12 protein-coding genes and 1 pseudogene are annotated in these 13,222 nt (G+C 48.1%); 2 read left to right on the forward strand and 11 right to left on the reverse strand.

Annotated elements, in window-relative coordinates:
• Positions 1–13: 13 nt before the first annotated feature.
• The 5 genes from JSQ80_RS02240 to JSQ80_RS02260 all read right to left on the reverse strand — a co-directional run bounded on the left by JSQ80_RS02240 (position 14) and on the right by JSQ80_RS02260 (position 5,769).
• Complete coding sequence (locus JSQ80_RS02240; protein WP_206094189.1) at positions 14–952, reverse strand: ABC transporter ATP-binding protein; 939 nt, start codon at positions 950–952, stop codon at positions 14–16.
• 126 nt (positions 953–1,078) lie between these two features.
• Entirely contained in the window at positions 1,079–2,185 is a 1,107-nt protein-coding gene (locus JSQ80_RS02245; RefSeq protein WP_206094190.1) for a sensor histidine kinase, read from the reverse strand.
• A gap of 14 nt (positions 2,186–2,199) precedes the next feature.
• On the reverse strand, positions 2,200–2,934 hold the full coding sequence (locus JSQ80_RS02250; protein WP_418888861.1) for a response regulator: 735 nt from the start codon (positions 2,932–2,934) through the stop codon (positions 2,200–2,202).
• A gap of 615 nt (positions 2,935–3,549) precedes the next feature.
• Positions 3,550–5,040, reverse strand: a complete 1,491-nt coding sequence (locus tag JSQ80_RS02255) for a peptide MFS transporter (protein WP_206094192.1) — start codon at positions 5,038–5,040, stop codon at positions 3,550–3,552.
• 327 nt (positions 5,041–5,367) lie between these two features.
• A complete protein-coding gene (locus tag JSQ80_RS02260; protein WP_206094193.1) occupies positions 5,368–5,769 on the reverse strand; it encodes an iron chaperone in 402 nt (133 codons plus the stop codon).
• A gap of 281 nt (positions 5,770–6,050) precedes the next feature.
• Between JSQ80_RS02260 and JSQ80_RS02265 the strand changes: the two genes are divergently transcribed.
• Together JSQ80_RS02265 and JSQ80_RS02270 are read left to right on the forward strand one after the other, a co-directional pair.
• Positions 6,051–6,746 carry a helix-turn-helix domain-containing protein gene (locus JSQ80_RS02265; protein WP_240463474.1) on the forward strand — a complete coding sequence of 232 codons (696 nt, stop codon included), beginning with the start codon at positions 6,051–6,053 and terminating at the stop codon, positions 6,744–6,746.
• Positions 6,746–7,213, forward strand: a pseudogene (locus tag JSQ80_RS02270) (EamA family transporter); the annotation flags it as partial. The gene JSQ80_RS02265 and the pseudogene JSQ80_RS02270, both read left to right, overlap by 1 nt.
• A gap of 455 nt (positions 7,214–7,668) precedes the next feature.
• On the opposite strand, the gene JSQ80_RS02275 reads toward JSQ80_RS02270, so the two are convergent.
• From JSQ80_RS02275 to JSQ80_RS02300, 6 genes are all read right to left on the reverse strand, one after another.
• Positions 7,669–8,586, reverse strand: coding sequence for a response regulator (locus JSQ80_RS02275; protein ID WP_206094194.1), 918 nt, complete (start codon positions 8,584–8,586; stop codon positions 7,669–7,671).
• Positions 8,564–9,856 carry a sensor histidine kinase gene (locus JSQ80_RS02280; protein ID WP_087434255.1) on the reverse strand — a complete coding sequence of 431 codons (1,293 nt, stop codon included), beginning with the start codon at positions 9,854–9,856 and terminating at the stop codon, positions 8,564–8,566. Before JSQ80_RS02280 ends, JSQ80_RS02275 begins: the two co-directional genes overlap by 23 nt.
• Before the next feature lie 96 nt (positions 9,857–9,952).
• On the reverse strand, positions 9,953–10,603 hold the full coding sequence (locus JSQ80_RS02285) for an amino acid ABC transporter permease (protein ID WP_206094195.1): 651 nt from the start codon (positions 10,601–10,603) through the stop codon (positions 9,953–9,955).
• Positions 10,603–11,274, reverse strand: a complete 672-nt coding sequence (locus tag JSQ80_RS02290) for an amino acid ABC transporter permease (RefSeq protein ID WP_087434236.1) — start codon at positions 11,272–11,274, stop codon at positions 10,603–10,605. Before JSQ80_RS02290 ends, JSQ80_RS02285 begins: the two co-directional genes overlap by 1 nt.
• Before the next feature lie 86 nt (positions 11,275–11,360).
• Positions 11,361–12,167, reverse strand: coding sequence for a glutamate ABC transporter substrate-binding protein (locus JSQ80_RS02295; protein ID WP_206094196.1), 807 nt, complete (start codon positions 12,165–12,167; stop codon positions 11,361–11,363).
• 60 nt (positions 12,168–12,227) lie between these two features.
• Positions 12,228–12,956: an amino acid ABC transporter ATP-binding protein gene (locus JSQ80_RS02300; protein WP_206094197.1), complete on the reverse strand. Its 729-nt coding sequence runs from the start codon at positions 12,954–12,956 to the stop codon at positions 12,228–12,230.
• Between the last annotated feature and the right edge of the window lie 266 nt (positions 12,957–13,222).

Genomic DNA, 13,222 nt, shown 5'->3' on the forward strand with positions numbered 1-13,222 from the left:
GTTACGTCCCTCCTTAGTCCCGCAGGTTCCGGCCGGTCAAGGTCAGGAACACCGTCTCCAGATTCGGCGCTTGCTCTTCGACCGATCGGATTTCTACCTGATCCTTGATCAATTGCTGGATAATCCGGTTAAGATTGTTGATCTCCGCCTTGGACATAATCTTAAGCGTATGCTCTTCAAGACGGACCGAAGTTACGCCCTGGATCTTCTTGAGCGCATCCAGCTGCAACGATTCATTCGCTTTGATCCCAATCCAGATTTCCTTGGAGTGGGTTATAATCGCTTTAAGCTGCTCCTTCGTGCCTTCCGCAATGATTTTGCCGTGATCGATGATTGCGATGCGGGTGCAAATTTCTTCGACTTCCTCCATGTAATGGCTCGTATAGATGATGGTGCAGCCCATCTCGTTCAATTTTCGCACAGAGCTCAAAATATAATTCCGGGAATGCGGGTCGATCCCGACCGTCGGTTCGTCCATAATGATCAGCTTTGGCCGATGAGCAATGGCACAGGCGATATTCAGCCGGCGTTTCATGCCGCCTGAGAAGTTCTTGGGCAAGCTCTTGTGCTTGTCACCCAAGCCTACGAATTCAAGCGCTTCTTCGGCGCGTTTCTTGAGCAGCGTCCCTCTGAGGCCATACAACCCGGCGAAAAAGCTCACGTTCTCATAAGCGGTCATGTCCTCGTAAATGGCAAGATCCTGCGGCACGATGCCGGTGTTCATTTTGGCGAATTTGCCGTCCTTTGCGATGTTTTTGCCCAGCATGCTGATGTCCCCCTTGGTGCTGCGCAAGAGGGACGCGATCATATTGATCGTCGTGCTCTTGCCCGCTCCGTTGGCGCCCAGGAAACCGAAGATTTCCCCTTCGCTCACGTTCAGTGATATATTGTCGACGGCGATGAAATCGCCGAATTTTTTGGTCAAGTTGCGGATTTCCAATACGTTGCTCATCTGAGTCACTCCCTTAGCGATTATGTCCGTATTGTAATAAAAAAGGATGCCCTTATGTCAGTGCATAAGTTCATCCTCCATCTATGAGAATCTTCACTTTATTCGATATGAGGAAAGTCACCGGGTCTAATAGGGCAGAAGCGTCGTCACGCTGAAGCCTTTCGTGCCGTCGACGATCACCGTGCCGCCCGCGGAAGCAGCCCTCTCCTCCATGCCAAGAATGCCGAGCCCCTTCACCAATTTCTCCGCCCCCTTGCCGTTGTCCGAGACAACCGCTTTGATAAATTTATTCAGCACCCGGACTTCGATATGGATGGCGGTAGCTTTGGCATACTTGAGAGCATTCGTTACCGCTTCGGTCGCATTCTGCTGAATGATTTTCCACTGAATCGGTGTAATGACGTCGATGTCCCCGTCATAGGCCAACGTCGCGGTAACGGCTTCTTTGGCCGACAGCTCGTCTACGAACAGCCGAAGCCGGTTCACTCCCATCTCCTCCGGCCGCGGCTTTATATCCTTGAGCGTCAGTCTAATTCGCTCCAGCCCGTCCTTGGAGATGGCAATGGCATTGCCCAGCAGCTCGGACGCTTTGTCCCGATCGGTTGCGAGCAGCCGCCGCGACGCTTCCATCTGGATTAATGCACCTGCCATCGCATGTCCGACGTCATCGTGAATTTGCTGAGAGAGGCGGTTGCGTTCCTCCAGCTTGATCGTATATTCGGACTGGCGGATGTATTCGTTGTTTTCGCTCAGGGACCGGGCCAGCCGCTGCAGATCCGCTCGCATTTTCTCCCGTTCGGCCTCCTGTCTCTTGAGCTTACCGTTTAGCACGCTCCCGCACGCATACAGCAAATAGCTGAGCAAGGCGCTCAACAAATATAAAGGAGTCAGGCCTGACGGAACGAAGAGAAGCGGCAGCAACATGCACAATAACGCGAACATCCTGCTCTTCGAGTGCAGCGAGACGAGTTCGTATACATTGACCGGCAGCAACAGCAGGAACAGCGATTCCAACCCGATCGAGCAGACGAGGATGAACGCGGCGGATAACGCGCTCAGCAGCTGCTTCGGTTTGACATTTTTGAAAATGGGAACGGTAATATTTACGGCGAGGTACAGCAAGTAGGCAAGTATATGCCAAGGGCTGGCCGCGGAAGCGGAATTCATCAGAAAAGAGGCCATTACGACATAACCAAGCACCACCGCTTTATTCCCGATCGTCCACAACTCCATGACTGAATAATCTCCTATTCGTCCGACATTCTCGCTTCGCCCGTCAAATAATATATGGCGATCTGCGTGCGATGCTCGAGTCCCGTTTTGTTCAAAATCGAGGTGATGTAATTGGCAACCGTCCCTTCGGAAATGAACAGTTTCCCGGCGATTCCTTTGTTGGATAGTCCCTTGGCGATGTGCTCCATCACGCCAAGCTCCCGTTCCGTGAACAGACTGCGGTCGATCTTGCATCCGTTCGGGGCGGGAGCAGGCGGTGCCGGGGTCTTGGCGGCCGAAGGAACGGCCAGCGGATGGGACACATTCTGACCGGTGACAAGGTTCGATTTAATCTTGTCCAGCACGACATCCTGCAGAACGTGATGGTTGTTGCAGACGCTCTTGATGGCGTCGCGAATGCGTTCGGGGTCGTTGTTTTTAAGCAAATACCCGCGCGCCCCCGACTTGACGGCCTCGAGGATGAACTCGTCGTCGTCGAACGTCGTCAGAATGAGCGGTTTGACGGATGTCTGCTCCGTCAGCAGGCGGGTCGCCTCGACGCCATTCATGTTCGGCATCCGCACGTCCAGCAGCGCGACATCCACGTCGTTGCTTTTGCAAAAGGCAACCGCCTCAGCCCCGTCCTCGACCGTGCCCACCACTTCAAATTCCTCGAAGCTTGTCAGTATGATTTTCATGCCTTCCCGAATAAACGAATTGTCGTCCGCGATCAGCACTTTGATTGTCAATGCGGTTTGCCTCCTGTCCAACGGGTCCCTATCCGCACGAAAGGCGGTCGAACGCGTTTTCTGAATATTTCAGCGATAAACTCCCATCTCGCTTGTTCATCGCGAACCATCAATAATAATATTACGCTTCCACATATGTAGAGTAATCAGAGTCAACATATAAAGCAGAAGACGATAATGATATTAAAGTAATACTTATCATCGCCCTTCCATTAGGTACTATCATTATAAATGTTCTGTCAATCATCTGTGAAAATGTCGCTTTATCTGTGCTGAAAAAATGTCACTTGTATGATCAGAGGTCGGCCTTACCAGGTGCCGATACGGCCATTTTAGGCTGTACGGCAAATTTGCGATTGTGCTCCTTCACTTTGCAAGGAACGTAAGGGTTGAAGAAACATCAAAAACATGGTAAACTTTTCACTGAATCGTCATGTTCATTGGATCGCCATATTCAAAGATACGTGGTTGGAACATGTTTGAATCGGTAGTGGGCTCATCCAGTTTAGCTGTTCGAATGCGTCCACGCCAAAGACCGCCAGAAAAAGTCACTTTCTGACGGTCACGAGCTGCCAATACATATGCTTGAGCGTTACTGATGACACTGAATTTGTTCTGCCACCAGAGGTTTTTTGCTTATCTTACACCTTTCATATAGCTTTGAATCTTTGGAGAAAGCAGGAAGAGCAGAAGACTCAGCACAAGGGCTGCCCCTCCAATAACGCCAAAGTAAAGCATCTCGGTTTCCGGGGTATAGAACTTGACGATTTGGGCGTTAATGGCTTGCGCGGCAGCATTGGATAAGAACCATAAGCTCATTGTCTGAGCCGAGAAGGCCGCAGGGGCGAGCTTGGTGGTAGCCGAGAGGCCAACCGGCGATAAGCATAACTCTCCAAGTACAACGACGAAGTAGCTGAGAACGAGCCACAATGGGTTAACCAGTGAAGCGGCTCCGCCAAAGTAAGCGGGCAGCAAAATGATCAAAAAAGACAAGCCGGCGAACAATAAGCCCAGCGAGAATTTTTGAGGGACGGTCGGCTGGCGATTTCCGAGCTTTACCCATAACCAAGCGAATACAGGTGCGAACATAATAATAAAGAGCGGATTCAGCGACTGAAACCAGGCGGGAGAAAGATGGATGCCCGCGAACTCCAATTGGGTACGCTTGTCTGCGAAATTGGCCAGAATGGTAGCCCCTTGCTCCTGAATCGCCCAGAACATAATTGAAGCAATAAACAATGGAATGTACGCAATAATTCGGGAACGCTCGACGGGCGTTGTTTTAGGACTGCGGTACATGACCACGAAGTACAGGGTAGGAATCAGGATACCTAAAATCCCAACCAGCTTGATAAAGGTACCAATAGTGAGAATACCCAATGGAATGGCAATCGCGATTAAGGCGGCGAGAACAACGGCGCCCGCACCCAGAGTTGTGAATACCTTTTTCTTCTCAGCGGGTGAAAGCGGGTTGACTACAATCGTACCGGCAAGACCCAGATTTTTGGATCGGGTTACCATATAAACAACCAATCCCAGTAACATCCCGATAGCGGCAAGACCGAAACCCAGGTGGAAATTCTTCATCCCCACGGTTCCTACAACTAAAGGAGAGAGGAAGCCCCCGAGGTTAATCCCCATATAAAAAATACTAAAGCCCGCATCTCGGCGGTTATCCTCTTCGCTGTAAATATCCCCCACTAAACTGGATACATTAGGTTTCAGCAGGCCGGTACCCAGCACAATCAAGATCATGGATACAAAGAACAGCGCCGCATTTCCCGGTATGGCCAGCACGATATGACCGAGCATGATCAAGATACCGCCATAAAAAATAGCCCTCGACGTGCCAAATATCCGGTCAGCCAACCAGCCCCCGATAATGCCGGACATATACACGAGCGATCCGTAGATGGACATAATGGCGAGTGCGGTGTTCTCCGCAAACCCGAGTCCGCCCTGTGTCACTTCATAGTACATAAAGAATACGAGGATAGCCCTCATTCCATAATAAGAGAATCGCTCCCAGAACTCGGTGAAAAAGAGGGTAAAGAGGCCTTTAGGATGGCCAAAAAACCCCTTTTGCGGAACACTCTCCACAATCTTCTTTCTGTCAAAATTCGGCATAACAACTCTCCTTCAATGTCTATTGTCCTTTAACGCAATAAAGCCATTATTTTTTTATTATTATAATACCCTTTACGGTTAGACTGCAATCTTTCCGAAGTGACAATATAAGGCAAGTAAACATTGTCATCGTCTGTGACAATGTTACTTGCGCGATCGAAGATTTGCCTTACCAGGTGAGCTCTGCATAGCTGTTGTGCTGTGCATACATTGTTTTTGGAATACACTGCTTCTTGTGTTACGTTTAATTGGCGTTGATTATGCGGGCAGAGGGTCCTGCGCTCCATTGCCGGATAGATATTATTTTTCTCTCCCTCGATAAGGTGCTCATGTATCTGCTCCTTTCTTCTTTTTTAATTTCCCTGCAGCTTTTTGTATATTCTCAGCAACTCTAAATTGAACGATTTTGTTTATTAATTCATAAGGCAGCGGCTTGTCTATCGGAAATTGTATGGACCCTTTTGCCCCTTTATATTCAGCTAATTCATCATTAAATGCATGAATCCCGCTTGGGGCTGGATAAAATCCAATATGGTATTTATAAGCGGCAAAATGGACCAAATTTCCATGCAGCACAAAAGTAGGCATTTGATAGCTTATCTTTTCCTTTGCGTCTGGTGCCGACTCTTTAATAACTTTTCTTAATGTTTCAAGTATTGCCTGAACCTTAGGAGGAAATTGTGAAATATAATCATCGATGGACTCATACGTGATTTTATTTCCTTCCATGATCTCTCCTTTCATAAACCTTATTTAGTAGTCTTGGTATATTATCCTTATATTTAATATATACCCTGTATATTCCTATTTCAATATAAATAAGCTGTCACATGTTGTGACGGCTTAAGGACCAATTCTATTACCGAAGGGTTTGTGGTATAGTTCAGCTTACGGATTTACTTTGATTGAGCAATATCATCCAATCTTTTTGTTTCTCCTTATGGCATCCTTACAATCAAACCAATAGAAGGAGGATTGCTAAGTGCCGAACGATAAACGAACCGTCAGCTATGACGATCATCAATCCCGGTGACATCATCCTCTTTAACCCGGGGGATGTTCACTCCTGTGAACAGATAGACGGCAAAACGCTGGACTACCGGTGCATCAACATTCAACCGGAGATTATGAAGAAAACGGCGCTTGAAATAACCGGGCGGGAATTCTGTCCGAATTTTTCACAAGCAGTTCTTTACCGCAGTGAGCTTGCCAGTTCCTTGCAGGATCTGCACCACATGATTTGCGAGGGAGAAACTGATTTTATCAAGGAAGAGCTGTACCTGTTTTTGATCAGTCAACTCATACAGGAGTATGCAGATAGCATTACAGATCCTTTTGCTCAGGAGCCGACTTCTGAATTTAAGCCTGTGTGCGATTATCTGGAAGCAAACTTTGCAAAGGCTATTACGCTGGATGAACTAAGCAGGCTGGCGAATATGAGCAAATACCATTTCTTACGCTCCTTTACCCGGCAGAAAGGGATTTCCCCCTACAGCTACTTGGAAACGATCCGAATCGGCAATGCAAAAAAGCTGTTGGAGCAGGGGGTTCCCCCGGTTGAAGCCGCATTCCGGACAGGATTCAGCGATCAGAGCCATTTTTCCAACTTCTTCAAGAAATTTATCGGCCTAACCCCGCGGCAGTATATGCGGATATTTCTAAGTGAGTCTTTTATACAGCACCAGGCTGAAAGGAAGGAATTATGATGAAGTTCCATTCCAGCGCTGCCGGGCATCTGGCAGCGCTTTTAACCATTTTGATTTGGGGGACAACCTTTATCTCCACCAAAGTCCTTTTGGTGGATTTTTCACCCTTTGAGATTCTGTTTTTTCGCTTTATCATCGGTTATGCCGCTTTGCTGGCGGTATATCCGCGCTTTGTGAAATCAAAGAACATACGGGAAGAATTGCTTTTTGCCGCGGCGGGATTTTGCGGCGTGACCATGTATTTTTTACTGGAAAACATCGGCTGCACCCGGCGGGTATTTTTCTATGGTCTGCTTTTCATGCTCCCGCCACTGCTGCTGTCAGATTCTCATTTGGGTCTTGAGCGGTTTGCGGAGCCTGTCAATCTGCTGAATATTTTATTTCTTGGGTTGGGAGCCTCGGCATTGTGCTTTGTTACATGGAACTGGTGTGTTGGCGTCTTGGGGGCGATCAAAGAGACAAAACATAAGGAAAAAACAAAGCTCAAGGAGGTAGACATCCCATGATAAAACTGACCGGCAGTATGCCTTTGCTTAGATAAACAATAAAAATCAGAATACAAAGCAGCCATTGGTTCTTCACATGAATACCAATAGCTGCTTTGAATTTACACCTCTACGGCGATTCGGACCGCCCCTCGCGGGAGCGCTCATTTTCTGCTAGACTCGCAAGCTTTGCGAGATGCTAAAAACGGATCTGGCATGACATGCACGCATCTGAATTCCATGTAATTGACTGCTAGATAGACATTTCAAAATGAATATTCCTGATGAGTTATAGGTAGGCATTGTTGCAGATCGCCAATTGAACGAGGCTGTGAGACGAGATTTGACAACCTAAATCTGACTAATCGTGTGACTGAGGATGCAAGCTATGGGAGTGAAGAGCTCACGCTAGAATCTCATATGTAATTACAGCCCTTTCAATGACTAGGGGAGCAGGACTCGATATAAAAAACATACAAAAACTTTCGGAGGTTTAATTTGGAAGCGGATGACTTGCTTTGTTCCTCCAGCTCCAGCATGCGGAGACGCACTTCCTGAAAATCGAACAACCGCGAAGCAAAATATTCGAATGTCGGGTTCCCGTAGTCGCTTAAACCTATGGACGATAAATGAGTAAGCGCTTGCGAGGCCAATCGGCGTATTCTTTGTTCAATCGCGCGCGCAGCCTTGTGGAGATTTGCCTCAGACTGCTGGGGGCTGCTTATCGCCACTTGTTCGTAGATGGTTTTGAGGGGCGGCAAGTCCGGCAGCATACTGTGTTCTTGCTCCTGCTCTTTCAGCCATTTCATAATACGGATGAGGTCAGAGGTGCCCGCTTCGCCGGCAATTCCCAATTGCAGCAGCAAGGAGCGGGCTTGTTGTTCGATTGATCTTTCCTTTTGCAGCATCATCCCCGCCTTGATATCCGCGGTCCCGGACACCTCCAGCAAACTAAGGGAGTTGCGGATCGTCCGCAAGGATTTCTCCAGCAACAGGTGATCGGACACACGCCGCAGCACAGCCAGTACTTCCAGGCGATTAATTGGTTTCTGGATAAAGGTATCGACTCCTTGCTGGTAAGCTTCGCCGATCATTTCCTTGTTCTCCACTTGGGAAATCATGATGAATCTGCCGCCGTAATTTTCTTCCCGCAGCGCTTTGACGGTCTCAATCCCGTCGCGGCCCGGCATCAACAGATCAATGATCACGACGTCCGCATGTTGAACCTCTATCACAGACGCGCAAGCTCCGTCTCCCGCTTCGCCGATTACCTCGCCAAGACCGCTTTCGTTTACGATGCGCGATAACATTTTGCGGACGGCATGGTCGTCTTCAACCAGATAAAATTTCAGCATGTTCGACACCCTCTCTCTCAGTTAAACGTTCCACAGAAATTCGGATTTCAAAGCTTGTGCGCCCAGGACTGCTGCAAACGCTAATGTCGCCACCAAGCAAACGAACAATATCCGCAGCGTGCGAAAGACCGATGCCTGTTGACGAGTTTCCTTCGGCATCGAATTTGGTCGTAAATCCGGGATGAAAAATCAATTCCAGCTCATCGGCCAATATACCCGGACCGTTGTCCGTTACAGTGAACAAGATAGAATTATCGTGGAGATCAACCTGTATTTGGATCTGGCCTTCGTGTGGAATCGCTTCTACAGCATTAGACACGATGTTGTTTAGTACGGAGAGAAGCGGATAAATTTCGTCGGTCGAAAGATTGATGTCGCATCTGGCATCGATTTCGACGTTTTTTCCGAGCAGCAGGCTGTAATTCGCATTGGCCCGCTCCACCATTGCACATAGATCTGAAACGGTGATGCGCTTGGATAGCATCCGTTCCTGTTGGATGATCTTAAATAAGCCGGATAAAATTCGCTCTGAATCCTTTTTGATTTCATGCACATGTTCCGCAATATGGAGAGCCTGCGCCGCGTCTGGATAAGACTGGTTTTTGAGCGATTTGTATAAGCGGTAGCTTTCACGTGTAATTTCTTCAATATGAGACATGGACTTGCGGAGATAAAAAGCCTCTTCAAACAAATCCGCATTAATCATCATTAAACGCTCCAATTCCAACCGCCTTTGCTCTCCAAGCGCCCGAACCTGACGAATCGCCAGCATATTGCACAGTCCTACGGCAAAAAAACTGCGGAGCAAACCAACAAGAACGATCAACATCATCTCATGAGACGTCACGTTTGACGCTTCGCCAGAAGCCATGCGAATCAGCAATTCCGCTCCATTGGATGCCATATCCGCAAATGCGCCAAAAAATGCGACTTTCAAGTGATATTCAACATTCGTTTTAATTTTAAGCAGCGAGATGACAACCGCGAACGTGACATAATAGAAAAATACGGGCATATGCTGCACAAACCCTTCGTGCAAAGGGATACCGTGCAGCAACCCACCCATCGCAATCCGGAACAAAACGACGAATATTCCCGCGGAAATGCCTGTCCCAAGCACGGGAACAGAAAACCATAACAACCCGAAAAAAAACGCCATAATACCGAGGGAAAACCGAAAATCTCCGCCGAACGGGGTAATTTTCACTTCTCCGAGCAGTCCCGTCGACAATAGAATGATAATCCAAATGAACAGTCTATGGTCCCGCATCCCGATTTGCGCGCTCCTTTCCGCTCATGATGCCCCCGCTGCCCTCCTTCTTATCGTACCGGAAGAGGGACATTTTGTCGCGCAAAACAACCATTTTCAGGAATGTTTATTTTCAAGCTTGCGCGAAGCGATCGAGAGCACATAATTGATCGCAAAATAAAGCAGAGCGGCAAACAGAAACGTCGGTATGACGTAATTGATATTATGTCCGTTGATGATCTGCACATGGTTCATCAATTCCGGCAGGGCAATGACAACCGCTAAAGACGTATCTTTCAGCAGCGAGATGAATTGGCTCACCATTGGCGGCACCATGCGGCGCAATGCGATTGGAAGCACGATATGTCTAAGTGTCTGCACAGCCGTTAATCCGGAAGAACGTCCTGCTTCAATGAGGCCCTTCTCGACTGAGTTCAGTCCGCCCCGCACGATCTCGGAGATCATGGCTGACTCGAAGATGACAAGCGCAATTACCGCCGCAGTAAATTTATCAAGCTTGATACCGATCTCCGGCAGGGCAAAGTAGGTAAAAAAGATAATCAAGAGAAGCGGCAGGTTGCGGATGGTCTCTACCATAATTGCGAATAACTTGCCCAGCACAGGCACTTTTGCGTACCGGACCGTACCCACGAGCACGCTGATTATAAAGCTGACCGCAATGGATATAAGGGCAACCTCGATTGTAATAAGAAACCCGTTTAGCAAAAACTGTATATTTACAGGGGACAGTGCTCCGATAAAATCCATTACGCCTCAACTCCCTTTACGTTCTGAGACCTCTGTTCCAGGTGGCGGATGCCGAAACTAAGCGGGACCGTCAAGATCAAGTAAAACACTGCGGCAAAAATGTATGTGCTGAACGTGTCAAATGTATCCGAATTAATTAAATCGGCTTGATACATTAGATCTGATGCCGATAATATCGTAAATATGGAAGAATTTTTAACCAGGTTCAAAAATTGGTTGCCTAATGGCGGAATGACCAATTTGACGGCCTGCGGCATGATGACGTGCCGCATAGCTTGAATATAGGTTAATCCGGAAGAGCGGGCCGCTTCCATCTGTCCTTTGGGAACAGCCTGAATTCCGGCGCGGATCGCTTCCGCAATAAAGGCGGAAGTGTACACAGTCAATGCGGTCAGGCCGGATACAAACGGCACAAGAACAGCACCCGTCAAGAGCGGAAGTCCGACCAGAACAAAAAATGCGATCAGCATGAGCGGAATATTGCGGATAAACTCGACATAGGCGGTGCCGATCCATTGAAGCGGCTTCACGGGGGTAATGCGGAATACCGCAATGATGGCGCCAAGAATAAAGCTCGCAATGAGAGAAATAACGCTTGCTGCAACGGTCCCCCCCAATCCGATCAAGTAGCGGTCGAGATGCTCGGCAAGGACCGAAAAATGGATAAACATATTTTTGCCTCCCTGGATTTGTTAGTTTCATTAAAAAAAGAAAAGAGGAGACGAGCGGCCAGCGCTTATCCCCTCGGCGTTTGCGTTCAGTTCGGTTTTTTGCCGATCCATTTCTCATAAATTTGAGCGTATTCGCCGCTGTCCGTTAGCTCTTTTAATGTATCGTTGATCAATTGCGCAAACTCCCCATCGCCTTTTCGGATTCCGATGCCATAAGGCTCTTCTGTGAAAGTCTCATCCAGGACGCGAAAGTTATTGTCTTGCTGCGCCATTCCGTAAAGCAGGGCATTATCTGTCGTCAATGCGGAGCCTTGGCCGGCTTTTAATGCCGTAAACGCCTCGGCATAGTTTTCAAATTCCAGAATTTGCGCGTCCGGCGCCGCCTCGCGAACGTTTTTTGCGGATGTTGAACCTTTTGCGGTCAGTACTTTTGAATCCTTCGTCAAATCTTTGATGGAGTTGAGCGGGCTGTCAGCAGGTACAAGCAGCGATTGGCCTGCCCTAAAATAAACATCCGAGAAATCGATCTCTTTTTTCCGTTCTTCCGTAATCGTCATTGTCGCAACGATCATATCGATATCACCGTTTTTAAGCATTGGAATTCGAGTTTTTGACGTAACCTCCATAAATTCGATTGCATTTTCGTCCCCGAGAACTTTCTTCGCAACCCGCTTCGCGATGTCTATGTCCAAGCCCTGCACTTGCCCGGTAGCCGGATCCTTTAGTCCGAACAGATTCAAGTCATACTTCACGCCCGCAATGACTTTCCCTTGCTTTTTAATCTTGGCAATCGTTCCTTCCTCTTCGGAAGCCTGTTTTACGCACCCTGATAAAGCGCTTACAAATAATGCGGCGGCTAATGCTATACCGATTGCTTTGCTCCAACGTTTCATGCAGAACTCTCCTTTTTTTATTAATGCGTGATCAAAAGCGGACTTATTGAACAACCTCTATTAGTGGTTCAATATCCGACTGAGGAACATCCGCGCCCGCTCTTCACGCGGGTTAGAAAAAAATTGTTCCGGTTCCGCCTCTTCAATAATCCTCCCTTGATCCATAAATACGACACGGTCCGCCACTTCTTTGGCAAAGCCCATCTCGTGAGTGACGACAACCATCGTCATTCCTTCCCGCGCCAGCGTTCTCATCACATCCAGCACTTCTCCGATGGTTTCCGGGTCCAGTGCCGAAGTAGGCTCATCGAACAGCATGATTTTAGGTTTCATCGCCAGCCCCCGCGCGATGGCGACGCGCTGCTGCTGGCCACCGGACAACTGAGACGGAAAAGCATCCGCTTTATCGGCGATGCCTACTTTCTCCAGGTACAACATCGCCGCCTGTTCCGCTTCCTGTTTAGACATTGCGGCTACTCTAGTGGGCGCGAGAGTAATGTTTTGCAGCACCGTTTTATGCGGGTACAAGTTGAAATGCTGGAACACCATCCCGATATTCCGGCGCAATCGATTAATGTCGGTGGACTTGTCGTTTACTCGTATGCCGTCTACAATCAACTCGCCGTCCGTAACCAACTCCAAACGGTTAATACAGCGTACCATCGTGCTTTTTCCAGAACCGCTCGGTCCGATAACGACTACAACTTCACCTTGATTAATTGATAAATTAATATCCTTCAGCACGTGGTAATCACCGTAATGTTTATTGATCTGATGGAAATGAATCATTGCTTCCCCCCCCTTTTCGCCGGGATAAAATATGTGATTACACCAAGTTAATAGAGAAACAACGAAAAACTACAATATCCGACAGAATTGAATATTAAAAATTTTAGGGAAAGGTTGCGCGATCGATAAAGGGCTGAATCGGTGGCCCGCGATTTAGCCCCGGCCGTACTGGATGCTTGGAGGAAAGTAGTCCGGTTTTTGCAAATGGCAAGGCACACTCCAACTGCAAAAATACATTACAATTGGCTAACATCGTGCCTTTCATG

It is taken from the genome of Paenibacillus apiarius, assembly GCF_017052585.1.
GTDB lineage: Bacteria > Bacillota > Bacilli > Paenibacillales > Paenibacillaceae > Paenibacillus_B > Paenibacillus_B apiarius.

Bases quoted from the DNA above. Each gene is read 5' to 3' on its own strand.
- JSQ80_RS02255 (WP_206094192.1), bottom strand. From the start codon at position 5,040: ATGCCGAATTTTGACAGAAAGAAGATTGTGGAGAGTGTTCCGCAAAAG.
- JSQ80_RS02295 (WP_206094196.1), bottom strand. From the start codon at position 12,167: ATGAAACGTTGGAGCAAAGCAATCGGTATAGCATTAGCCGCCGCATTA.
- JSQ80_RS02280 (WP_087434255.1), bottom strand. From the start codon at position 9,856: ATGCGGGACCATAGACTGTTCATTTGGATTATCATTCTATTGTCGACG.
- JSQ80_RS02245 (WP_206094190.1), bottom strand. From the start codon at position 2,185: ATGGAGTTGTGGACGATCGGGAATAAAGCGGTGGTGCTTGGTTATGTC.
- JSQ80_RS02260 (WP_206094193.1), bottom strand. From the start codon at position 5,769: ATGGAAGGAAATAAAATCACGTATGAGTCCATCGATGATTATATTTCA.
- JSQ80_RS02240 (WP_206094189.1), bottom strand. From the start codon at position 952: ATGAGCAACGTATTGGAAATCCGCAACTTGACCAAAAAATTCGGCGAT.
- JSQ80_RS02285 (WP_206094195.1), bottom strand. From the start codon at position 10,603: ATGGATTTTATCGGAGCACTGTCCCCTGTAAATATACAGTTTTTGCTA.
- JSQ80_RS02300 (WP_206094197.1), bottom strand. From the start codon at position 12,956: ATGATTCATTTCCATCAGATCAATAAACATTACGGTGATTACCACGTG.
- JSQ80_RS02290 (WP_087434236.1), bottom strand. From the start codon at position 11,274: ATGTTTATCCATTTTTCGGTCCTTGCCGAGCATCTCGACCGCTACTTG.
- JSQ80_RS02275 (WP_206094194.1), bottom strand. From the start codon at position 8,586: ATGCTGAAATTTTATCTGGTTGAAGACGACCATGCCGTCCGCAAAATG.
- JSQ80_RS02265 (WP_240463474.1), top strand. From the start codon at position 6,051: ATGACGATCATCAATCCCGGTGACATCATCCTCTTTAACCCGGGGGAT.